The organism is Roseobacter sinensis (assembly GCF_025755255.1).
GTDB lineage: Bacteria > Pseudomonadota > Alphaproteobacteria > Rhodobacterales > Rhodobacteraceae > Roseobacter > Roseobacter sinensis.
The window spans coordinates 195587-216025 of the sequence record NZ_JALIEB010000003.1 but is presented as its reverse complement, the minus strand read 5'-3'; the positions used below and the strand labels follow the sequence as shown (position 1 = coordinate 216025).

Sequence of the window (20439 nt, the reverse complement as noted above, 5' to 3'; positions counted from 1 at the left end):
GCCCCTTTTTCTGTGATCGGTTCCGGAATGGCTCAGCGGGCGCGGCGCATCACCCCAAGCCCGCCAAGCGCAAAGATGAGCAGCCAGGCCGAGGCCGGGAGCGGCACGGCCGGGGGCGTTGCCTCGAGGACCTCGTAGCGCAGGCCATCGGCGGTGCCTTCAGCGAAGCCTTTCCAATAGGTGTGGTCATCGCGCAAGCTGCCATCCGCGTTGACCGACCACAGCCCCTCGCTGCCGATGTCGAGAAGATCCAGATAGGCGGCTTTCTCCGTCTCGCCCTTCAGTTCCAGATCCATCCAGGCGGTGAGGAAATGCTGGCCCACGTTGTTCATGAAGACCGTATCCCAGACCGAGTCGGTGTAGTGCTCGGACACGTTGAACCCGAGCCGGTCGTTGAAATAGAAACTCTCGGCCGGGGCCGGGATCGGCGCCACGGTGTTGTGACCGCCCCCGTCGAAGGTGAGAAGCGCGCGGTCGACGCTGCTCGCCCCCTCCCAGATCGCGCGGATCCCCTCTTCATAGAGCGAGGTGGCATCTTCCGATCCGGCGATGAACAGCATCGGGATTTCGATCCCGGCCAGCCCCTCGGCATCCCAGAACCCGGTGTTCATACCCCAGGGCCCGATCGCGACGGCGGTCTTGATGCGGGGATCCGGCAGCGCCTCATGGGTCTCGCTGCCCGCCTGATGGATGCCCAGCGTGCCCTGCGGCCCGCCCCACGGATAGCCGACAGAGGTTTCCGTGACACCACCGCCGGCGGTCACGATGGCGCCATAGCCGCCCATGGAGTAGCCGATGAGCCCGGTGTTGTCGGCGTCGATCAGCCCCGCAAACTCCGAGCCGCCGTCGGTGTTCAGCTGCGCCATCTGTTCGAGCACGAACAACTGATCGAGCGGTCGGTTGACCAGTGTCGAGCCAAAGGCGGACTGGTCCCGATAGGTGGAGTCGGTGTGGTCGATCGAGGCGACGACATATCCCTTCGAGGCGAGGTTCTCCGCCAGATGCGACATCAGGAAGCGATTGCCGGGATAGCCGTGGCTGAGCATCAGCAGCGGGAAGGGCTCGCCGCTTGCCGCCGGAGCTGCGTCGCGCACTGCGCGGCCTTCCAGGGTGACCTCGGTCGTGCCATCCCGCAGATAGGCGTTGAGCGAGGTCTCGCCGCTCGCGCCCTCAGCGGCCGGGTACCACATCTCGACCGTCAGCGGGCGGTCGTACCTTGGCAAGTCCGCGGGCGGGTCGCCCGCCGGGTCGATGGAGAGGATGTCGATCTGATCGGGGTTCACGAAGTCCAGTTGCCGCACCCCGACGGGCAGAGCGCCATAGGCGGCCAGCTCCGGTGCGTCCGGCGATTGGCCGTCGATCCTGTTCTGCGCTGCCAGCGAGGTTGCCGCGGCCGTGGCGACGACGGTTGTCGTCAGTAAGGTCAATTTCATCAGATGTCCTCTCCCGTCTTGATGTGAGCGTTAACGCACATACACCAATAAAGTGTAGTGGCCCGCCATTCGCCACAGAAAACAGATGTTCACGACAGGAAAATGAAAGGTGAGGCGCCGAGCGCTGACCGATGCTGCTACCGCGTCGGGCGGGTGTCGGGCAGGTGGATGTTGGCGACCTGCTCTGCAATCGGATCGGTCGACAGCGGATGCATATCCGCCGAGAAGGCGCTGGGGTCGGTCATCTTCTGCCAGCTGCCGCCCACATAGACCTCGAGTCCGGAGAACTTGGACTTGTAGCCCATTTTCTGACTGCCCGGCACCCAGTAGCCAAGATAGACGTAGGGCAGCCCGGCTTCTTTCGCGATGTCGATGTGGTCAAGGATCATGTAAGTGCCCAAGGACCGCTTCTGCTCGTCCGGGGCGTAGAAGGAATAGACCATGCTCAGGCCATCGGCGAGCACATCCGTCAGGCTCACGCCGATGAGCGCACCTGTCTCCTTGTCCGTGTATTCCACCACACGGCTGCGGATCGGGGTTTCCTCGATCATCGCGGCGAACTCGAACACGTCCATATCAGCCATGCCCCCCTCGGCATGGCGGCTGTCGAGATAGCTGCGGAAGAGCTCGTACTGTTCTTCGGAGGCCCAGGGCGAGGTGGCCCGGCGCTTGAGGTCCGTGTTGCGGTTGGCGGTGCGGCGCTGGCTGCGCGAGGGCTTGAAGGCCGCGATATCGATACGCGCGCTCAGACAGGCGGAGCACTCCGCGCAGGAAGGGCGGTAGAGCACGTTCTGCGAGCGCCGAAACCCCTGTTGCGACAGGCTGTCGTTGAGCTTGTCCGCGTTTTCGCCCTGCAGTGCCGTGAACAGCTTACGCTCCATCCGCCCGTCCAGATACGGACAGGGCTGCGGGGCAGTTACATAAAACTGCGGGGCGATTGGCAACGTGTGGCGCATGGGATTCCAGCTTTTACAACCGGAAGATAACAAGACCCGCGCCAGCCGCCAAGCCGAAGTTTGCCGATCAGGCCGCTTCGGCCCGGCGATTGACCATCACTGTTCCCAAGACGTGATCGGTGAGACCTTGACCGCGTTCGGTCGTGGCCATCATGACGATGGAAATCAACTGAAGTGGCGCTATCGCACAGCTGACCGAATATCCAAGCGTATGCGCAAAGGCCGTTCCGGCATCAAGCCGCGTCCCATCCGGGCGGCGCAGCTCGATCGCGAAGAGCCGCATGCCCCAGGTGGCCGATCCGTTGGCCAGAGTGACCATCCGGTAGAGGAAGCCAACGACCAGAAACAGAAGGGGAAAGAAGAAAAGCCCCGTGAAGAAGGTGAAAGGCAGGATGATCAGGCAGGCCAGCGCCGTCACCGTTGCATCGACCGCCCAGGCCAACAGGCGCTTGAGCGGAACATCCTTGTAGAAGTCGGGCTGTGCCTGAGGATCGGGGGGGGCCATCGCATCTGCCTTGGGTCTGGTTCTTTGAAACAGGCTGTGCCGGGTCGCCCCGGCACGCTCCTTGATCAGGCTTCGGCGGTGGTGTCGCCGTTCTTCTGGGCGCGGTCGTTCATGAACTGATCGAACTCCGCCTTGTCCTTCGCTTCGCGCAGGCGCTCCAGGAAGGCCTCGAACTGCTGCTGCTCGTCTTCCAACCGGCGCAGGGTGTCGGCCTTGTAGGCATCGAAGGCCGAGTTGCCGCTGGGCCGCATGGCGCGCATGCCATGGCGCATCGAAGTGGTCTTACGGCTGCAGGATGTGAACATGCGTTTGCTCCAGATCATGTAGAAGAGAAGGGCGAGCCCCACGGGCCAGAAGAAGACGAAACCCAAGACCATGGCCGCGATCCACGCGCCCTTGCCTTTGGAATCAAGCCAGGTCTCGGCGCGGGTGAACCAACCGGGCTGGCTGGGCAGGGGAGTGACTTGAGTGGCGGTGGTCATTGACGTGCCTTTCTGTTTGCGTGTGTGGGATCCTCGGATTTGCCGGGATGTGAATGTCTTTCACATTGTTAAGATTGGCACATGGCGCCGCTCTTGCAAGGGGCGATGTGAATGTTTTTTACATTTTTTAGAGAAACGGTTTGAAAACAGGTATTTGGCTACGGTCTTTTTGCCTGTGCTTCCCGTTGTCCGGAGCGACGAAACCCCGTACCGATGCTCTGGTGGACCCCATCGAAGCTTTGACCCCGCCCGCATCTCTGGCTAAGCCTGCGTCATGAGTCTGGCCGCCGAAATGACACGCTGCCCGCGTGCCTTCGACCCTGAACGGGGCGCGGAAGGCGTCGCTGCGCTGCCCGGCCTTACCCCCGAGTTGCGCGCTCTTGTGCACGGGGCCGCGGGATCGAGCCCGTACCTCTTGTCGCTTGTGCAAAGGGAGGCGGAATGGCTGATGGAGGCCTTGACCCGTCCGGACGCGGCGCTTGCCGACCAGATTGCAGCGCTGCGCGATTTGCCTGATGAGGATCTGCCGCGCGGCTTGCGCCAGACCAAGCGCCGGGTGGCGGTGATGACCGCGCTGGCCGACCTCGGAGGCGCCTGGCCGTTGGGGCAGGTAACCGGCACGCTGACCGCCTTTGCCGATGCCGCCTGCCAATCCGCGCTGCGCGCGGCCCTCGCCGTGCAGATCCGGCGCCGCAAGCTGCCCGGCGCCACCGAAGACGACCTCGAGGACGCCGCCGGCATGTGCGTCTTCGCCATGGGCAAGATGGGCGCGGGCGAGCTCAACTATTCCTCCGACATCGATCTGATCTGCCTCTTCGACGAGACACGCTTCGATCCCGACGACTTCTACGAGGCCCGGTCCAGCTTCGTGCGGGCAACCCGCGCGATGACGGCGATGCTCAGCGAGATCACGCCCGAGGGCTATGTCTTTCGCACGGATCTGCGGCTGCGGCCCGATCCCGCGGTCACACCGGTCTGCATCGCGATGGAGGCGGCCGAGCGCTACTATGAAAGCCTCGGCCGGACATGGGAGCGCGCGGCCTACATCAAGGCGCGGCTCGCGGCGGGGGACGGGGTGGCCGGACAACGGTTTCTCGACGATCTGTCGCCCTTCGTCTGGCGCCGCCACCTCGATTTCGCGGCCATTCAGGACGCCCATGACATGCGGCTTGCGATCCGCGAGCACAAGGGCTTGGGCGGGCCGATCACCCTGCCGGGGCACAATATGAAGCTGGGCCGCGGCGGCATCCGCGAGATCGAGTTCTTCACGCAGACGCGGCAGCTGATCGCAGGCGGGCGCGACCCGGATTTGCGGGTGCGCGGCACGGTGGACGGGCTGCGCGCGCTGGCCGCCAAGGGCTGGGTTCCGGACGAGACCGCGGACATGCTGGCCGAGCACTACGTGGCACACCGAACGGTCGAGCACCGCTTGCAGATGGTTAACGACGCCCAGACCCACAGCCTTCCGCGCAGTCCGGAGGGCTTTGACCGGCTGGCCTGTCTGATGGATCGCGACCGCAGCGCGCTCGAAGCCGAGCTGACCGAGCGGCTGCAGACGGTGCATGACACGATGGAGCAGTTTTTCGCCCCGTCGAAACCCGCAGGCCCGGCAACCGCCGATGTCGAGCACGACCTTCTCACCCGCTGGCGGAGCTACCCGGCCCTGCGCAGTGAACGCAGCCGGGCGATATTCGAGCGGCTGCGCCCCGATCTGCTGGCCCGGCTGGCGCAGTCGTCGCGGCCCGAGGAGGCGCTCTTGGCCTTTGACGGGTTCCTGTCGGGGCTGCCGGCGGGCGTTCAGCTCTTTTCGCTGCTCGAAGCCAACCCGCAGCTGACAGACCTGCTGATCGACATCACCGGCACATCCCCCGAACTGGCCCAGTATCTGTCGCGCAATGCAGGCGTGTTCGATGCGGTCATCGGCGGCGACTTCTTCACCGACTGGCCGGGGCAGGAGGGGCTGGCGCAACTGCTCCAGGCGCGGCTGGAGGCCGAGGCCGATTATGAGACACGGCTCGATGCGATCCGGCGATGGGCCAAGGAGTGGCATTTCCGCGTCGGTGTGCACCTGCTGCGCGGTCTGATCGAGGCGGAGACCGCCGCGCAACAATACGCAGACCTCGCGCGCGCCGTCCTTGTGGTGCTCTGGCCGCTCGTGACCGCGCAGTTTGCCGCGCGGCACGGCCCGCCGCCGGGGCGCGGCGCGGTGGTGCTTGGCATGGGCTCGCTCGGGGCAGGGCGGCTGAACGCGGGCTCGGACCTCGATCTCATCGTGATCTACGATCCGCAGGGCGAAGAGGCCTCGCAGGGCGCAAAGCCGCTCTCGAGCCGGCTCTACTATGCGCGGCTGACGCAGGCCCTGATCACCGCGCTGACGGCCCCGATGGCGCAGGGCCGGCTCTATGAAGTCGACATGCGCTTGCGACCCTCCGGCAATCAGGGCCCTGTCGCGACGAGCTGGCCCGCGTTCCAGAGCTATCAGGCAGACCAGGCCTGGGTGTGGGAGCACCTCGCGCTGACCCGCGCCTCTGTTGTGGCGGGGCCTGCCGATCTTGCCGCGGATGTCGAGGCGTTCCGGCAGGATCTTTTGCGCCAGCCCCGCGCGCAGGAGAAAGTGCTTGCCGAGGTGCGTGACATGCGCGATCGCATTCGGGCGGCGAAGATCCCGACCGGGCTTTGGGATGCCAAGCGCGGGCCGGGACGGCTGCAGGAAATCGAGCTGCTGGCGCAGGCTGGTGCGCTGTTGCAGGGCGACACCAGCGGCCAGACCGAGGCCGGCCTGCGCGCCGCTGTCGCAGCCGGGCTCCTTAATGACGCATCGGGCATGGCCCTCACCGAGTTTCACGCGTTCTACTCGCGTCTACATCAGGCGGTGCAGCTGCTGTCGGACCGGCCACTGGACGCGGAGGCCCTGGGCCCATCCGGCCACGCCTTCCTGCTGCGTACGCTGGGGGAGGAGCGGATGTCGGATCTCGAAAGCAAACTCGCAGCGGATTACGCCGCATCTGCGGCCTATATCGACGCAGCCCTGACCGCGGGCGGTGCCACATGAAGGGGGACGAGAACGACCCGAAGGGACTTATCCTCGAGGCCTATCGCATTGACGGCATCAGCAAGAGCGAATGCCGCTCGATCTTCCTCGACTGGGCGCTGAGCCTGTCGCTCGAACAAGACACCGGGCTGGTCCTCAAAGCGCTGCTGACCCGCTACGGCGCGGCGCATCCCGATCATCCGATGACGGAAGTCATGACCGAAGGGCTCGGCGGTATGGCTGCACCGCGGCGGCGCGGCGGATGGCGCTCGCGGCCGCGCAACTGATGCATTTTGACGGGCATTCGCGTCAGTTTTACCTAAAATTCGTCACAATTGAGCCGCAGTCGGCCGCTAGACCCCTCTGCAACAAACCTCTGGCAGGCAGAAGTCGCCCCGAGTGCGGAGACACTTATGACACCGATGAGAACAGGCGCGGCGGTGGGGCTCGCCGTGCTGATGGCGGGATGCGCGGTGCCAGATAGCGCAAGCCGCGGTGCGCTTTTTGACAGTGTCGCGCCCCCGGAGGCCGCGTCAGGTCCGGCGCAGCACCAGCCGCTCCATATCCGGGCGGTGAACGTTCAGGTTCCGGACGCCTTGCAGGTGTCCGAGGCCAACAGGTACTACCCCTCCGGCGACATCGTCTGGCGCGGCGACGCACCGGGCGACCGTCATGCGCAGGTGCAGGCGATTTTCGAGACGGCGATGGCCCGCGGGACAGCCGCGATGTCGCGCGGCACACCGGCCGTGCTGGACATCGAGGTGCTGCGCTTCCACGCCTTGACCGAGAAGGCCCGCTACACCGTGGGTGGCGTGCACGCGATCCGCTTCGCGTTCTCTCTGCGCCATGCCGAGACCGGCGTACCCTTGGGTGATCGCCGTGTGGTGAAGGCCAACCTCAGGGGCTTCGGCGGGCAGCGCGCGCTGGATGCGGAACGTGAGGGGCTGACTCAGAAAGTGCGGATCACCGATCATCTCGCGCACGTGATTCAAACAGAGTTGGTCGCACCTGGCGCCTAAGCGGCGGAGCTGAGCCGAGCGGCCTGCACACCACTCCGAGCTTTCACAGCGGCCCGGAACCGACTAGAGGAAGGGGGCCATGACAGCAGCTTCTTCCTTTTCCGCCCAGGCCGTCCGCCCGGTGGTTCGTCTGAAACCCAAAGCCAACGCGCGCGCCCTCCGGCACGGCTTTCCCTGGGTCTATGCCAACGAGCTGGTGACGGATCGCCGCACAAAGGCGCTGGCCCCCGGTACTCTCGCAGTGCTCGAAGACGACAAGCGCCAGCCGATGGGGGTCGTGGGGGTCAATCCCCACTCGAAGATCATCGCGCGCATGCTTGACACCCGCCCGGAGGCTCGGATCGACCAGGCGTGGTTCGAGGGCCGGCTGGTGCGCGCGCTGGCGCTGCGCGCGCAGCTCTTCGATGCGCCCTTCTACCGGTTGATCCACGCCGAAGCCGATGGGCTGCCCGGTGTGGTGATCGACCGGTTTGGCGATCTCTGCGTCATCCAGCCCAATGCCGCCTGGGCTGAAACCTGTCTCGACCCGCTGACAGCGGCGCTGCAATCGACGCTTGACGCCAAAGTGGTGTTGAAGAATGCCTCGGGCCGAACCCGCGGCCTCGAAGGTCTGAACGATCGCTCCGGCGTGCTGAGCGGGCCCGCACCGACTGCGCCCATCCCGGTGCCCATGAACGGGGCCACCTACATGGCAGATGTGACCGGCGGGCAGAAGACCGGGCTGTTCTTCGATCAGCGCCCGAACCATGCCTTCGCCGCCCGCCTCGCGCGCGGCGCGCGCGTGCTCGACGTCTTCAGCCATGTGGGCGGCTTCTCCCTCGCGGCGCTGGCGGGTGGGGCCGCCTCGGCACTGGCCGTCGACGGATCGGAGCCCGCGCTTGAGCTGGCCCGGGCGGGAGCGGCGGCGGCCGGTGTCTCGGATCGGTTCGAGACACGGCAGGGCGATGCCTTCGAGGTGCTGGCGGCCCTGCGCGCAGAGGGTGCGGCGTTCGACGTGGTGATCTGCGACCCGCCAGCCTTTGCGCCCTCGCGCGCTGCTCTCGATGCAGGTCTGCGCGCCTACGAGCGAATTGCCCGGCTTGCAGCGCCGCTGGTGGCGGAAAACGGGATACTGGGATTGTGTTCCTGCTCGCATGCGGCAGATCTCGCAGCCTTCCGTGGTGCGAGCGCGCGCGGCATCGGGCGCGCGGGGCGGCGCGCCGTGCTGATCCACACGGGCTTTGCCGGCCCGGATCATCCGCAGGTCCCGCAACTGGCGGAAAGCGGCTATCTCAAAGCGTTGTTCTTCCGGGTTTGAGCCATGAAAATCACGCTCGATGCCTGCGTGCTCTACCCGACCGTGATGCGGGAGATGCTTCTGGGTGTCGCCGCGACCGGCGCCTTCGAGCCTGTCTGGTCTGCGCGAATCCTTGAAGAGTGGGGCCGGGCGGCGCAAAAGCTCGGGCCGGCAGGCGAGGCGCAGGCGCGGGCCGAAATCGCCTTGGTGCGGGCCAAATGGCCGAGGGCGGGGGCCGCTGCAGCGCCGCATCTCGAAGCGCGGCTCTGGCTGCCGGACGCGCATGACATACACGTGCTGGCAACAGCGATCTCTACATCAAGTGTGGGCATCATGACTTTGAATGCAAAAGATTTCCCGAGAGGCATCTTGTTCGAAGAAGGGCTGATACGATTGACCCCGGATGAGCATCTGTACCGACTTTGGCGGGCCGATCCTGGGGTGGTCGCAGAAGTCGCCAACACCGTGCGCGACGAGGCGGAGCGCCTGTCGGGACAGCCGTGGGCGATGCGCGCGCTGCTCAAGAAAGCCCGCCTGCCGCGCCTCGCGAAGGCCCTGACCGGGTAAGGGCGCTCTCAGTCGGCCGGCACCCATTTGGCTTCCAGCGCCCTGAGGGCCGCGATCCGGTCCTCGGTCTTGGGATGGCTCATGAGCCACGCGGGCATTGTGCCGCCATTCTGCTGGGTCAGCGCATCGAGCTTCTGAAACAGGCTGATCTGGGGGTCGAGGCCAATGCCCGCCTTGGTCAGAAGCGCCGCGGCATAGGCGTCGGCTTCATATTCGTCGGAGCGCGAGAGGCGCGCAGCCAGCAGGCTGGTGAGCATGCCCGCAATCCAGACACCGACCCCGGGGATGAAGCGGCCGAGCACCATCGCAAGCGCGGTGCGCAGCGCGTTCTGCCCGGAAAAGTCGATCATCCGCCGGCGGGAATGGCCCAGGGCCACATGACCCATCTCATGGGCAATGACGCTGGCCATCTCTTCGCCGGTCACCTCGCCGCTGCGAAACCGATTGTAGAACCCCCGGGTGATGAAGATGCGCCCATCGGGCGCAGCGAGGCCGTTCACCGGGTCGATCTCGTAGATGTGCACGCGGATGCGCGGCAATTCCAGCGCAGCGGCCATCCGGTCCATTAGCTTCTTGAGCTGAGGATCCGCAAGCTCGGTCGAGCGCGCGTCAAGCTGCTTGGCCGTCCGCCATGCGGAAAAGCGGTACATGACCAGCCCGTAGAGGATCGCAAGAAGGATCGGCGTGAATTTGATCATGGGATGAATATGGGACCCGGCCGCGTCGGCGGCAAGTTCCGGCGCCTCCGGCGGGGATATTTTTGGCCAGAAGAAGAAGGCCCGGTCAGCGGCTGAGGATCTTCATGCCTGCCTCGATACCGGAGAGGGTCATCGGCACCATTGCATCGGGGCCAATCACCTCTTGAATCATCGAGATGGACTGCGTGTAGGGCCAGTATTTCTCGGGCACGGGGTTGATCCAGAGCGTGGCGGGCCATTGCGCACGCAGACGCGCAAGCCAGGTGGCGCCGCTCTCTGCGTTCCAGTGCTCGTTGGCCCCGCCGGGGTAGGCGATCTCGTACGGCGACATCGACGCATCACCCACGATGATGCATTTGTAGTCCGCCCCGTAGGTATGCAGCACCTCGTGCGTCGGCGTCTGGGCGTCCCAGCGCCGGCGGTTGTCGCGCCAGAGCCCTTCGTAGATGCAGTTGTGGAAGTAGTAGTATTCCATGTGCTTGAACTCGGCGCGCGCAGCGGAGAACAGCTCCTCGACCACTTTCACATGGGGGTCCATGGAGCCGCCGACGTCCAGAAACAGCAGCACCTTGACGGCGTTGCGCCGCTCTGGGCGGGTTTTCACGTCGAGATAGCCGTGCTCGGCCGTGGCGCGGATGGTGCCGTTCAGGTCCAGCTCTTCCTCGGCACCGTCCCGGGCCCAGCGGCGCAGGCGTTTGAGCGCCACCTTGATGTTGCGGGTGCCGAGCTCAACCGTGTCGTCGAGGTTGCGGAATTCGCGCTTGTCCCAGACCTTGGTGGCGCGCTGATGGCGCGAGCGGTCCTGCCCGATGCGCACGCCTTCGGGGTTGTAGCCGTAGGCGCCGAAGGGCGAGGTGCCGGCGGTGCCGATCCACTTGTTGCCGCCCTGGTGGCGGCCCCGCTGCTCTTCCAGGCGTTTTTTCAGCGTCTCCATCAGCTTGTCGAACCCGCCCAGGGCTTCGATTTCGGCCTGTTCCTCAGGGCTCAGGTGCTTTTCGGCCATCTTTTCAAGCCAGTCGCGCGGGATATCGACGGCCTCAAGCACCTCCTCGGCCGTGATCTGATCGAGGCCTGAAAAGGCCGCGGCAAAGGCCTGGTCGAATTTGTCGATGTTGCGTTCGTCCTTCACCAGCGTGATGCGGGCGAGGTAGTAGAATGCCTCGACGTCATAGGTGGCCAGGCCCGCTTGAAGCCCTTCGAGGAAGGACAGAAACTCCCGCAGGGACACAGGGACGGCGGCTTTGCGCAGGGCGTCGAAGAAGGGCAGGAACATCCGGTGCTTATAGCAACACGCGCAGGCCGATAATAGAGACGACCAGATAGACCAGCGTAAAGATCAGCGCATAGACCGCCGCGTATTGCGCAATATCCTTGCGGTTGCCCTTGCGGCGGGCCGCGGTCACACCGCCAATCACTGCACCCAGCAGGGTGATTCCGATCCCGATCATCAGAGTCCTCGTCAGCTCACGCGGGCGGGTTTTGCGGGGTCAAAGTCGCGATTTCACGCTGTTTCGCCCGGACCGCCCAGTCTGGGCCGAACCCGTAGCGCGCCCATCCCAGACTGTCCAGACGGACGCTGGAGGCTTCGGCCTGCCGCCCCGTCAGATCGAGCGCTTCGGCGCGCATCAGTTGCAGCGTCGCGAGCAGCGATGCGTTCTGTGCGGCCCGCGCAGGTCCGAGATGCGGGGCGATGCGACGCAGCGCGGCGGGGCCGTCACCGGCGGCGAGGTCGTAGGCGGCCAGTTGGGTGGCGACATAGGCGCGGTGCAGCCGGGTCGAGGCGGAGCGGGCATAAAAGCCGTCGGCCACGAGATACTGGCGCCGTGCCGCGACCGGATCGGTGCCTTGAAGGGCCCGACCCAGAGCATAGTGCGCAAAACCCCGGCGGCTGTCGCGCCAGCCCTGCTGTTCGGCAATCGCGACCGCCTGCCGGGCTGCCGTGCGGCGCGCGGCTTCCCCGCTGCGGGGGCCAAGCGCAGTCTGAATGGCTTCGCGCCACGCCTGTGGGGTTGGTGCTGCGCGCGGACGCGGGCCGGTTTGTCCCGCGGGGTTGAGCCGGGCGAAGATGGCCGGGAGCCGCTCTGCCACCTGCGACCGCGACATGCCGGAGCGCAGTTCTGGCGCGTAGGTCGCCCGCAGCATCAGCATGTCGAAATGCGTCAGCACAGTGTGCACATTGTCATCGTTGAAAACTGAGTTGGGCAGACGGTAGAGATCGTTCAGCGGGCCGAGCGCCTGCGCCAGCTCCTCATGCAGGCAATCGCGGGTTTCCTGCGGGCTCGCGTCCCGCGGCACAAAGATGGCGATCCGGTCACGGGTTGTGAGCTGGGCCCAATTCGTCCGCGGATTGCGCCGCGCGCCGCGATACTCCCGGAGCGATCCGACATTGGGCACGACGAAACAGGCGGCTTGCGGCAGCACGCGGCGGATATCCGCGCGCGACACCGCCTCGATCGTGATGCTCGCCTCCGGCCGGGTGGTGGTGCGGATGTCAATGCCGGCCTCGGTGCGCAGCCGTGCCAGCAGCAGTCCAAGATCCGCGGCGAGGGTCGGAGGCGGCGCGCCCGTCACCCGCAGGCTGATGGGGCCTTCGAACCGGGTCAGGACCGGCAGCGGCCTCCCGCTTTCCAACTGGAACGAGAGGTCCAGAAAGTCCTGCACAAGCGTGGCGTTGTCCAGCGGCGGGCGGAAGATCTCGGCACGGCCGAAGGTCTTCATTGGGGGCAGGGTGCTGTCGGCGATCACTGCCCGCGACGGGGTGTTGCCCTCGGTGACGGGAACGCAGGCGCCAAGCAGCAGCACGAACGGCAGGAGCAGGCGGCGCATCATCGACGGTTGTATTTGATGAAGGGCGTCTTCACGCCGATGCGGTCATAGAGCTGGCGCGCGGTGGTGTTGAAGTCCTGTGTCAGCCAGTAGACACCGGGGGCACCTGCGGCATCCGCCGCGGCATAGACCGCCTCGATCAGGGCTCGGCCAACGCCTTGGCCGCGCACCTCGGGCACGGCGTAGAGATCCTGAAGATAGCACACGTTTTCTTCCGACCAGCCGTGGCGGTGGAACAGATAGTGGGTGAGACCGACCAGACGCCCGCCCGCTTCCGCAACGATACAGGCGTAGTCCTGCGGATCGTCTCCGAGAAGCCGCTCGAAATAGAGGTCGTAGAGGTCCGCGGGCCGCGATGTCTCATAGAAGGCGAGATACGCCGTCCAGAGGTCCGCCCACTCCGCCTTGTCCGCCGCGCGCAAAGGGCGCAGGGATACCGTCCCCGGATCTGTCATTGTCTTGCCTGCCTAAGCTCTTGTCCGCGATCTTGGTGCCGCAGATCATCACAGACGCACTGTGCCGCGAAGGACAGGCGCTGTCAAACCCGGGGCCTCAGCGTCCGCTGCGTGCCAGAAAGGCCAGGCGCTCGAAGAGATGCACATCCTGCTCGTTCTTCAGCAGCGCGCCGTGCAGCTTCGGAAGGGCGTTGGCACCCGAGGTCTTGAGGTCTTCGGCGCTCAGATCTTCGGCCAGAAGCAGCTTCAACCAGTCGAGCACCTCGGAGGTGGAGGGTTTTTTCTTCAGCCCGGCCTGGTCGCGAACCTCATAGAACTGGGTGAGCGCCGTGGTCAGCAAGCTATCCTTGATGCCGGGGAAGTGGACCTCGACAATCGCGCGCAGCGTCTCCATATCGGGAAAACGGATGTAGTGAAAGAAGCAGCGGCGCAGGAACGCATCGGGCAGTTCCTTTTCGTTGTTCGACGTGATGATCACGATGGGCCGGTGCCGCGCCCGGATCGTCTCGCCGGTCTCGTAGACGAAGAACTCCATCTTATCGAGCTCCTGCAGAAGATCGTTCGGGAACTCGATATCCGCCTTGTCGATCTCGTCGATCAGCAGCACCACTTTCTGATCCGCCTCGAACGCCTCCCAGAGCTTGCCCTTGCGGATGTAGTTGGCCACGTCATGCACGCGCGCGTCGCCCAGCTGGCTGTCGCGCAGGCGGCTGACGGCGTCATATTCGTACAAGCCCTGCTGCGCGCGGGTTGTGGATTTGATGTTCCACTCAATCATGGGCAGATCAAGTGCGGCGCTGACCTGGCGCGCCAGTTCGGTCTTGCCGGTGCCGGGTTCGCCTTTCACGAGAAGCGGTCGCTCCAGCGTCACCGCTGCATTCACTGCGATCGTCAGATCGTCTGTTGCGATGTAATCGGCGGTGCCTTGGAATTTCATGTCGTGTCAACCCCTTGTGACGCTCCGAGTTGTGATGCTTTTAGCGGTATTTCTGCCGTATTGTGTAGTGACAATCGAAATGACGTGCGGTAGATCGTGCCCCACGGGGGCACTTGGCCTAGGGACAAGTAGCGAATGACAGATGTTAGCCATGTTGAGGGGAAGCCGATGAAACAGGAACTGTTTCTGCCGGATGATTACCGTCCGGCAGAAGACGAGCCGTTCATGAACGAACGGCAGGTTGAGTATTTCCGCCGCAAGCTGCTGAACTGGCGCGCCGAGCTTCTGGCTGGCAGCCGCGACACCATCGAAGGTCTGCAGGATGGCACGCGCAATATTCCCGACGTGGCCGACCGCGCCTCGGAAGAGACCGACCGCGCGCTGGAGCTGCGCACCCGCGACCGCCAGCGCAAGCTGGTGAGCAAGATCGACGGGGCCCTGCGCCGCATCGACGAGGGCGAATTCGGGTATTGCTCGGTGACCGGCGAGCCGATTTCGCTCAAGCGGCTCGATGCGCGTCCGATCGCAACCATGAGCCTCGAGGCGCAGGAGCGGCACGAGCGCCGCGAGAAGGTCCATCGGGACGACTGACCTCATCAGGATCGCCTTGACCGAAGACATACCATCGACCGCGAAAACGCCGAAGCGAGGGCTTCGGCGTTTTTGTTTTGAGGGCCCGTCGTGATCGGGACAGCGATTGTCGTCGGCGGGGGCATCGGTGGCCTGGCCTGCGCTACGGCACTGGCGCGCCGGGGTGTTGCAGTCACCCTCTACGAGCGGGCGCCCGAGATCCGGGAGGTCGGCGCGGGCCTGCAAGTCAGCCCCAACGGGCTGGCCGTGCTGCGGGCGCTGGGGCTGGAGACAGCGCTTCTGGATCGCGGCGCCGTGGCGGCGGAGGCCGTTGTCCTGGCCGACTACAAGGCCGGCCGAGAGGTGGCGCGCCTGGATTTGCGCCGGCTGCGCGATCAGACCTATCTCTTCGTGCACCGCCACGATCTGGTCAGTGTGCTCGCACAGGCGGCGCGGGACGCAGGTGTGGCGTTGCAGCTGGGACAGGCGGTGACGGCGATTGCGCCTGGCGCGACACCCCGGCTCACGCGTGCGAGCGGAGAAGATGCGGACGCCGAGGTGATCATCTGCGCCGACGGGATCCACTCGGTCGGGCGCCCGGCGGTCTCTCCGGGCTCGCGGGCCGCATTCACCGGCCAGGTGGCCTGGCGCGCGACGGTGCCTGCGCGTGATCCGGCACCGGAGGTGCGGGTTTCGATGGGGCCCGGGCGCCACGTGGTCAGCTATCCGTTGCGGGGCGGCAGCATGATGAACCTCGTCGCTGTAGAGGAGCGGGAGGCCTGGGCGGATGAAGGCTGGCATCACGAGGACGATCCGGATGTCCTGCGCGACGTCTTTGCGGATTTTGGCGGGCCGGTCGCCGACCTTCTGGCGAAGGTGCAGCAGGTCAGCCGCTGGGGGCTTTTCCGTCACCCGGTGGCGGAGCGCTGGATGCATGGCAATGTGGCGCTGCTGGGCGATGCGGCGCATCCGACGCTGCCGTTCCTTGCGCAGGGCGCAAACCTTGCGTTGGAGGATGCCTGGGTGCTCGCCGCCTGTCTCGCGGCCGGCACTGCGGCAGAACAGTATCAGTCGGTGCGGCGGACCCGGGCGGTCAAGGTGATCGACGCGGCCAGCACCAACGCCTGGAAGTATCATCTGCGCCATGGCCCGGTGCGACAGCTGGCCCATCTCGGTCTGTCGCTCGGCAGCCGGATCGCCCCGGGGCTGATGATGCGGCAGTTCGACTGGGTCTACGGCCACGACGTGACCGCGCGATGATCTCCTGATCCGGCGGAGCGCGCCTGCGGCGCGCATGCCATCATTCGGTTTTGGGCACGCCCAAAACGGTTTAGCTCGGCCGTGAGCGCTGCAGCATGCCGAAGAGGTCGCGCGGGTCGTCCGGGTCGGCCAGCATATCGAGTGCATCGTAAAGTCCGGTGCGGTCCAATTGGTCACGCACGTAGCGCAGGGCCGAAAAATCCTCGATGGCAAACCCGACGGAGTCGAAGAGCGTGATCTGTTCCTCCGCGCGCCGGCCCTCAGCCTTGCCCGTCAGCACCTGCCAGATCTCCGTCACCGGATGATCATCGGCCAGCTGCTGGATTTCGCCTTCGATCCGGGTCTGCTCGGGGTATTCCACAAAAATCTCGGCGCGATGCAGAATGGCGGGCGCAAGCTCGGTCTTGCCGGGGCAGTCGCCGCCGATGGCGTTGATATGCACGCCCGATCCGATCATGTTGTCGGTCAGGATTGTCGCATATTGCTTGTCGGCGGTGCAGGTGGTGATGATCTGCGCGCCCAGTATGGCCTCTTCGGCGCTGCTGCACTCCGTCACGGTCACGCCCAGGCCAGCGAGATTGGCTGCGCACTTCCGGGTGGCCTCGGCGTCGATGTCGAAGAGCCGAACCTCCTCCAGCCCGCAGATCGCCTTCATCGCCAGGGTCTGAAACTCCGACTGGGCGCCATTGCCGATCATCGCCATGACGGTGCTGGCCCGAGGCGCCAGCAGGCGGGCGACCACCGCCGATGTGGCGGCGGTGCGCATGGCGGTCAGCATGGTCATCTCGCTCAGCAACACCGGATACCCCGAGGCCACATCCGCGAGCAGACCGAAGGCGGTGACGGTCTGCAGCCCGTCCGCCGTGTTCTTCGGGTGCCCGTTGACGTATTTGAAGCCATAGACCTCGCCGTCGGAGGTGGGCATGAGCTCGATCACCCCTTCAGCAGAGTGGCTGGCGACGCGCGGCGTCTTGTCAAAGAGATGCCAGCGCTTGAAATCCGCTTCGATGTACTCGGCAAGGCCGCGCAGCATCTCCTCGATGCCGATGCGGTGGATCAGCCGCATCATGTTGTCGACCGAGACGAAAGGCACGAGCGCCTTTTCGGACGGGGCAGTTTGGGTCATGCAGATGTCCTTTTGTTGCGTCGCGCCGGATCAATAGGCGCGGGTGGGGCGGTCGAAGACCCGGCGCCCCAGGGCAGAGGCGGCCAGATCGACCATCACCTGGGCCGTGCGCCCGCGCTCGTCCAGGAAGGGGTTGAGTTCGACCAGATCGAGCGAGGTCATCAGGCCGCTGTCATGCAGCATCTCCATGACCAGATGCGCCTCGCGGATGGTGGCGCCGCCGGGTACGGTGGTGCCCACGGCAGGGGCCACGCTCGGGTCGAGGAAATCGACGTCGAGGGACACGTGCAGCATCCCGTTGGCTGCCGTCACCCGGTCAAGAAAGCGGGCCAGCGGCCTGGCGATTCCGGTCTCGTCGATCTCGCGCATATCAACACGCTGGATCGTCGTCTCCTGCAGCGCGGCACGTTCGGCGCTGTCGACCGAGCGCAGGCCGATGATGGCGATGTTCTCCTGCGGCAGGGGTGTACCGATCGCCGGGAAGCCGTCGAAGTCGGGGCGGCCCGTGACATAGCCCAGGGGCGTGCCATGAAGGTTGCCGGTGTCGGTTGTGGCAGGGGTGTGGAAGTCGCTATGCGCGTCGAGCCAGAGCACGAAGAGCGGGCGCCCCTCGGCGTCCGCATGGCGCATCGCGCCGAGCACGGTGCCCAGAGCCAGCGCGTGATCGCCCCCCATGAAGATCGGCACACCCTCTTGCAACCCGCGTTCCGCGGCATCGGCAAGCGCCGTGGTCCAGGCGATGGTCTCTTCCAACGCGTGCAGGCGCGCATGAGGCGCGGGCGTGAAGGCGGCGGGCCCAACATTGCCACGGTCTTCGACCCGATGGCCCAGGCCCTGCAACGCCTCGGCCAGCCCCGCGGTGCGGTAGGCATCCGGACCCATCAGGCAGCCGCGGCGGCGCTTGCCGCTGTCCATCGGCGCGCCATACAGAATGCAGGTCTGTGGTGTCATCAGAGGCTCCATCTCGAAACAGGTCGCGCCAAGGTAGTGATCGTTTCGTGCGATAGACAAGCGATCATTTTGATCATATTGTTCTCCAGCTGAACAGATTGGACACTCAGTATGGATGATATGGACAGGCGACTCATCGGTGCGCTGCGGCACGATGCGCGCGCCTCGCTCTCTGATCTGGCCGCTGAGCTGGGGCTCACCCGTGCCACGGTCCGCGCCCGGCTGGCGAAACTGCGCGAGCGAGGCGATGTCCTCGGCTTCACGGTGGTGCTGAAGCAGGATGTGCTCAGCGACCCGGTGCGTGGATTGATGATGATCGCCATCGAGGGCCGCGGCACCGACCGTATTCTGAGGCAGCTGTCGGGTATGCCCGAGGTCCGCCGGGTTCACTCGACCAATGGCCGGTGGGACGTGATCGCCGAGATCGGCACGGACACGCTCGAACGCTTCGACCAGATCCTGTTCCAGATCCGCCGGCTGGACGGGGTGACCGCAAGTGAAACGAGCCTCCTGCTGAGCACCCGAAAGGACAGTTAGATGCGCCGCAGCGCCGCGAGCCAGAGGGCCATGAGCCCGAAGGACAAAAGCGCGTTCCAGCCCGCCATGCTGATGCCCAGCATCTGCCAGGCGATCTCGTCACAGCGCACCAGCGGGGCAGCCATGATCTGGTCCAGCAGGTCGTCAGCACTCAGGCCCTGGATCGAGCCTGCCGAACAGGTGGTCGGTCCCTCCCACCAGCCTTGTTCAACGCCGACGTGAAAGGCTCCGACTGCGCCGGTGGCAAAGGCGGCAAGCGCGCCCGCGGCAGCCAGAGCGCCGTGCTGCACCCGCAGCGCCACGAGGCCGATCAGCACGGCAACCCCATGCGGATACCGCTGCCAGATGCAGAGCGCGCAAGGTGGGAGCCCACCCAGATGCTGAAACGCGAAAGCGCCAATGAGCAGCGCCGCCGATCCCAGCGCAGCCAAAGAGATCAGGTGGCTGCGGGTCAAAAGCCCATCCATCCTTTGATCAGGCTGGCCAGTGTCGCCCCGGCAAAAATCAGGGATGCGATCCAGGCGGTGCCGAGCAAGGTTCCAAGGATTACCAGCAAGCCATCGCGCTGCAAAAGACCCATCGAGACGAGGACGACCGCGAAGCCCGGGACGGTATTGGTCCCCGGAATGGGGACGAGAATGGAGGCGCTGAAAAGCACCAGGGCAAGACCCACAAAGCGGTCCAGGGGCGCGCGCGTCAATTGGGTTTGACGCGGGCGGCTGAAGGCCTCGATCTGGCGGAGCCACGGGCCGGCGCGGCGCGCGAGGTTCCGCAGCCCGTCGACCGCGACGGTTCGGGTGGCCAGCCGTTCGGGCAGCCAGGGTGTCTCTCGCCCCATCAGGATCTGTGCCGAGACGAACATCAGCGGCAAGGCGACAATCTGCGGAATCCCATACAGAAACGGGATGCAGCAGGGCAGCGCGAGCACGAGAAGAAACAGGCCAAAGGCCCGTTCGTGCAGCTGACCCAGAATCCAGGCAAGCGAGACCGCACTGCCGGGCGCGCCTTCCGCCAGTTGGTCGAGGCGGTCTGAAATGGCGAGGTCTTTGATGGCGTAGGCCGTCACGCGGGTATCTCCTTGAGCCCTGCACCCAATTGATTCCACAGGCTCCTTTGCACCGCCTAACAAATTGGACACGGCTGCGCCAGCGCGGGCGGCAGGCACGGCTGCGGCGGTGGAAGCGCCGGTCTCTGCAGAGCGGAGCTTTGGGCTAGACGCCGTGTTCAAGGTTGGGTAAGCACGGTTTCGTGCCCAAGTGGCGGAATGGTAGACGCAGCGGATTCAAAATCCGCCGGTAGTGATACCGTGCCGGTTCGAGTCCGGCCTTGGGTACCACCTCAGCACCAACGTGCCCGGTGTGCGGGTCGTATACCGCGCGCGACGGGGCTCGAATCGCGGCAGGGCCAGGACGGTCTGGCACTCTGCCACCTGGCAGGATTCCGCGAATTTGTTGAAATTGCAGCGGAAACCCACCGGCGACCGGCGAAAATCTTCCACTCGCATAGCGGGTTACACTGTTGCCGGTATGGAAACGCAAACTCGACCGTGCGGTCGGGACAGCAGTCGTGCTGCCGGTGCAATTGCCTTAATTCATTCGAGTTTGCATAACATCTCGCGCCATCTGCGGCGAAACAATCTTACTTTGTGCAGTCGCCTGTCCGGCCAACCACGGCACGCTGCACCCTGCTACCGCGTTGATTTGCGAGCGTTTCCGGCAAATTCCCCTTTGTGGGCTTTGACGCATTGAGTACAACAGATCGCATCCTTTTCTGAGCAGGCTGTGGGAGTGGCCAGTCGCTTTCGGAAGAG

22 protein-coding genes and 1 tRNA gene are annotated in these 20439 nt (G+C 65.3%); 9 read left to right on the top strand and 14 right to left on the bottom strand.

Annotation, left to right across the window (positions count from 1 at the left end; genetic code table 11):
- Positions 1-32 precede the first annotated feature (32 nt).
- The 4 genes from MUB52_RS06305 to MUB52_RS06290 all read right to left on the bottom strand — a co-directional run bounded on the left by MUB52_RS06305 (position 33) and on the right by MUB52_RS06290 (position 3376).
- Positions 33-1433, bottom strand: a complete 1401-nt coding sequence (locus tag MUB52_RS06305; protein WP_263843350.1) for a poly(ethylene terephthalate) hydrolase family protein — start codon at positions 1431-1433, stop codon at positions 33-35.
- 137 nt (positions 1434-1570) lie between these two features.
- The gene (locus MUB52_RS06300; RefSeq protein ID WP_263843349.1) at positions 1571-2389 is read right to left on the bottom strand and encodes an arginyltransferase; all 819 of its coding nucleotides are present in this window, start codon (positions 2387-2389) and stop codon (positions 1571-1573) included.
- 67 nt (positions 2390-2456) lie between these two features.
- Positions 2457-2894 (bottom strand): RDD family protein, encoded by a 438-nt coding sequence (locus MUB52_RS06295; RefSeq protein ID WP_263843348.1) that lies wholly within the window; start codon positions 2892-2894, stop codon positions 2457-2459.
- A 65-nt stretch (positions 2895-2959) separates the two neighbouring features.
- Positions 2960-3376: a DUF2852 domain-containing protein gene (locus MUB52_RS06290; RefSeq protein WP_263843347.1), complete on the bottom strand. Its 417-nt coding sequence runs from the start codon at positions 3374-3376 to the stop codon at positions 2960-2962.
- Positions 3377-3650: 274 nt separating this feature from the next.
- Here MUB52_RS06290 and MUB52_RS06285 point away from each other — a divergent pair, with 274 nt between their 5' ends.
- From MUB52_RS06285 to MUB52_RS06265, 5 genes are all read left to right on the top strand, one after another.
- Complete coding sequence (locus MUB52_RS06285) at positions 3651-6428, top strand: [protein-PII] uridylyltransferase family protein (protein WP_263843346.1); 2778 nt, start codon at positions 3651-3653, stop codon at positions 6426-6428.
- Positions 6425-6694, top strand: coding sequence for a hypothetical protein (locus MUB52_RS06280; protein ID WP_263843345.1), 270 nt, complete (start codon positions 6425-6427; stop codon positions 6692-6694). The genes MUB52_RS06285 and MUB52_RS06280 overlap by 4 nt, the downstream gene beginning before the upstream one ends.
- Before the next feature lie 126 nt (positions 6695-6820).
- Positions 6821-7426 (top strand): DUF6778 family protein, encoded by a 606-nt coding sequence (locus MUB52_RS06275; protein ID WP_263843344.1) that lies wholly within the window; start codon positions 6821-6823, stop codon positions 7424-7426.
- A 79-nt stretch (positions 7427-7505) separates the two neighbouring features.
- Positions 7506-8723 carry an RSP_2647 family RNA methyltransferase gene (locus tag MUB52_RS06270; protein WP_263843343.1) on the top strand — a complete coding sequence of 406 codons (1218 nt, stop codon included), beginning with the start codon at positions 7506-7508 and terminating at the stop codon, positions 8721-8723.
- A 3-nt stretch (positions 8724-8726) separates the two neighbouring features.
- The gene (locus MUB52_RS06265) at positions 8727-9269 is read left to right on the top strand and encodes an RSP_2648 family PIN domain-containing protein (RefSeq protein ID WP_263843342.1); all 543 of its coding nucleotides are present in this window, start codon (positions 8727-8729) and stop codon (positions 9267-9269) included.
- A gap of 8 nt (positions 9270-9277) precedes the next feature.
- On the opposite strand, the gene MUB52_RS06260 is transcribed toward MUB52_RS06265, so the two are convergent.
- From MUB52_RS06260 to MUB52_RS06235, 6 genes are all read right to left on the bottom strand, one after another.
- Positions 9278-9967: a M48 family metallopeptidase gene (locus MUB52_RS06260; RefSeq protein ID WP_263843341.1), complete on the bottom strand. Its 690-nt coding sequence runs from the start codon at positions 9965-9967 to the stop codon at positions 9278-9280.
- 85 nt (positions 9968-10052) lie between these two features.
- Positions 10053-11240: a vWA domain-containing protein gene (locus tag MUB52_RS06255; protein WP_263843340.1), complete on the bottom strand. Its 1188-nt coding sequence runs from the start codon at positions 11238-11240 to the stop codon at positions 10053-10055.
- Positions 11241-11247: 7 nt separating this feature from the next.
- Positions 11248-11415: a hypothetical protein gene (locus MUB52_RS06250; RefSeq protein WP_263843339.1), complete on the bottom strand. Its 168-nt coding sequence runs from the start codon at positions 11413-11415 to the stop codon at positions 11248-11250.
- 16 nt (positions 11416-11431) lie between these two features.
- Positions 11432-12796: a DUF2927 domain-containing protein gene (locus MUB52_RS06245; RefSeq protein ID WP_404818194.1), complete on the bottom strand. Its 1365-nt coding sequence runs from the start codon at positions 12794-12796 to the stop codon at positions 11432-11434.
- Positions 12793-13248: a GNAT family N-acetyltransferase gene (locus MUB52_RS06240; protein WP_263843338.1), complete on the bottom strand. Its 456-nt coding sequence runs from the start codon at positions 13246-13248 to the stop codon at positions 12793-12795. Before MUB52_RS06240 ends, MUB52_RS06245 begins: the two co-directional genes overlap by 4 nt.
- Before the next feature lie 97 nt (positions 13249-13345).
- Positions 13346-14185, bottom strand: a complete 840-nt coding sequence (locus MUB52_RS06235) for an AAA family ATPase (protein ID WP_263843337.1) — start codon at positions 14183-14185, stop codon at positions 13346-13348.
- Positions 14186-14353: 168 nt separating this feature from the next.
- Here MUB52_RS06235 and dksA point away from each other — a divergent pair, with 168 nt between their 5' ends.
- Entirely contained in the window at positions 14354-14776 is a 423-nt protein-coding gene (dksA, locus tag MUB52_RS06230; RefSeq protein WP_263843336.1) for an RNA polymerase-binding protein DksA, read from the top strand.
- Positions 14777-14866: 90 nt separating this feature from the next.
- Complete coding sequence (locus MUB52_RS06225) at positions 14867-16015, top strand: FAD-dependent monooxygenase (RefSeq protein ID WP_263843335.1); 1149 nt, start codon at positions 14867-14869, stop codon at positions 16013-16015.
- Positions 16016-16085: 70 nt separating this feature from the next.
- Here MUB52_RS06225 and MUB52_RS06220 read toward each other — a convergent pair whose 3' ends face one another.
- Positions 16086-17141 (bottom strand): ornithine cyclodeaminase, encoded by a 1056-nt coding sequence (locus MUB52_RS06220; protein WP_263843334.1) that lies wholly within the window; start codon positions 17139-17141, stop codon positions 16086-16088.
- Between the two features lie 30 nt (positions 17142-17171).
- Positions 17172-18092, bottom strand: a complete 921-nt coding sequence (gene rocF / locus MUB52_RS06215) for an arginase (protein WP_263843333.1) — start codon at positions 18090-18092, stop codon at positions 17172-17174.
- 111 nt (positions 18093-18203) lie between these two features.
- On the opposite strand from rocF, the gene MUB52_RS06210 reads away from it, so the two are divergent.
- Positions 18204-18629: an Lrp/AsnC family transcriptional regulator gene (locus tag MUB52_RS06210; RefSeq protein ID WP_263843332.1), complete on the top strand. Its 426-nt coding sequence runs from the start codon at positions 18204-18206 to the stop codon at positions 18627-18629.
- Here MUB52_RS06210 and MUB52_RS06205 read toward each other — a convergent pair.
- Positions 18626-19096, bottom strand: coding sequence for a disulfide bond formation protein B (locus MUB52_RS06205; RefSeq protein ID WP_263843331.1), 471 nt, complete (start codon positions 19094-19096; stop codon positions 18626-18628). The two genes, MUB52_RS06210 and MUB52_RS06205, sit on opposite strands and share 4 nt — an antisense overlap.
- Positions 19081-19695 (bottom strand): exopolysaccharide biosynthesis protein, encoded by a 615-nt coding sequence (locus tag MUB52_RS06200; protein WP_263843330.1) that lies wholly within the window; start codon positions 19693-19695, stop codon positions 19081-19083. The genes MUB52_RS06205 and MUB52_RS06200 overlap by 16 nt, the downstream gene beginning before the upstream one ends.
- A gap of 184 nt (positions 19696-19879) precedes the next feature.
- Between MUB52_RS06200 and MUB52_RS06195 the strand changes: the two genes are divergently transcribed.
- A tRNA-Leu gene (locus MUB52_RS06195) sits at positions 19880-19965 on the top strand.
- The last annotated feature ends 474 nt before the right edge of the window (positions 19966-20439 follow it).

Bases quoted from the DNA above. Each gene is read 5' to 3' on its own strand.
- MUB52_RS06295 (WP_263843348.1), bottom strand. From the start codon at position 2,894: ATGGCCCCCCCCGATCCTCAGGCACAGCCCGACTTCTACAAGGATGTT.
- MUB52_RS06290 (WP_263843347.1), bottom strand. From the start codon at position 3,376: ATGACCACCGCCACTCAAGTCACTCCCCTGCCCAGCCAGCCCGGTTGG.
- MUB52_RS06255 (WP_263843340.1), bottom strand. From the start codon at position 11,240: ATGTTCCTGCCCTTCTTCGACGCCCTGCGCAAAGCCGCCGTCCCTGTG.
- MUB52_RS06210 (WP_263843332.1), top strand. From the start codon at position 18,204: ATGGATGATATGGACAGGCGACTCATCGGTGCGCTGCGGCACGATGCG.
- MUB52_RS06235 (WP_263843337.1), bottom strand. From the start codon at position 14,185: ATGAAATTCCAAGGCACCGCCGATTACATCGCAACAGACGATCTGACG.
- MUB52_RS06250 (WP_263843339.1), bottom strand. From the start codon at position 11,415: ATGATCGGGATCGGAATCACCCTGCTGGGTGCAGTGATTGGCGGTGTG.
- MUB52_RS06205 (WP_263843331.1), bottom strand. From the start codon at position 19,096: ATGGATGGGCTTTTGACCCGCAGCCACCTGATCTCTTTGGCTGCGCTG.
- MUB52_RS06285 (WP_263843346.1), top strand. From the start codon at position 3,651: ATGAGTCTGGCCGCCGAAATGACACGCTGCCCGCGTGCCTTCGACCCT.
- MUB52_RS06220 (WP_263843334.1), bottom strand. From the start codon at position 17,141: ATGACCCAAACTGCCCCGTCCGAAAAGGCGCTCGTGCCTTTCGTCTCG.
- dksA (WP_263843336.1), top strand. From the start codon at position 14,354: ATGAAACAGGAACTGTTTCTGCCGGATGATTACCGTCCGGCAGAAGAC.
- MUB52_RS06280 (WP_263843345.1), top strand. From the start codon at position 6,425: ATGAAGGGGGACGAGAACGACCCGAAGGGACTTATCCTCGAGGCCTAT.
- MUB52_RS06305 (WP_263843350.1), bottom strand. From the start codon at position 1,433: ATGAAATTGACCTTACTGACGACAACCGTCGTCGCCACGGCCGCGGCA.
- MUB52_RS06265 (WP_263843342.1), top strand. From the start codon at position 8,727: ATGAAAATCACGCTCGATGCCTGCGTGCTCTACCCGACCGTGATGCGG.
- MUB52_RS06240 (WP_263843338.1), bottom strand. From the start codon at position 13,248: ATGACAGATCCGGGGACGGTATCCCTGCGCCCTTTGCGCGCGGCGGAC.
- MUB52_RS06260 (WP_263843341.1), bottom strand. From the start codon at position 9,967: ATGATCAAATTCACGCCGATCCTTCTTGCGATCCTCTACGGGCTGGTC.
- rocF (WP_263843333.1), bottom strand. From the start codon at position 18,092: ATGACACCACAGACCTGCATTCTGTATGGCGCGCCGATGGACAGCGGC.
- MUB52_RS06245 (WP_404818194.1), bottom strand. From the start codon at position 12,796: ATGATGCGCCGCCTGCTCCTGCCGTTCGTGCTGCTGCTTGGCGCCTGC.
- MUB52_RS06300 (WP_263843349.1), bottom strand. From the start codon at position 2,389: ATGCGCCACACGTTGCCAATCGCCCCGCAGTTTTATGTAACTGCCCCG.
- MUB52_RS06275 (WP_263843344.1), top strand. From the start codon at position 6,821: ATGACACCGATGAGAACAGGCGCGGCGGTGGGGCTCGCCGTGCTGATG.
- MUB52_RS06270 (WP_263843343.1), top strand. From the start codon at position 7,506: ATGACAGCAGCTTCTTCCTTTTCCGCCCAGGCCGTCCGCCCGGTGGTT.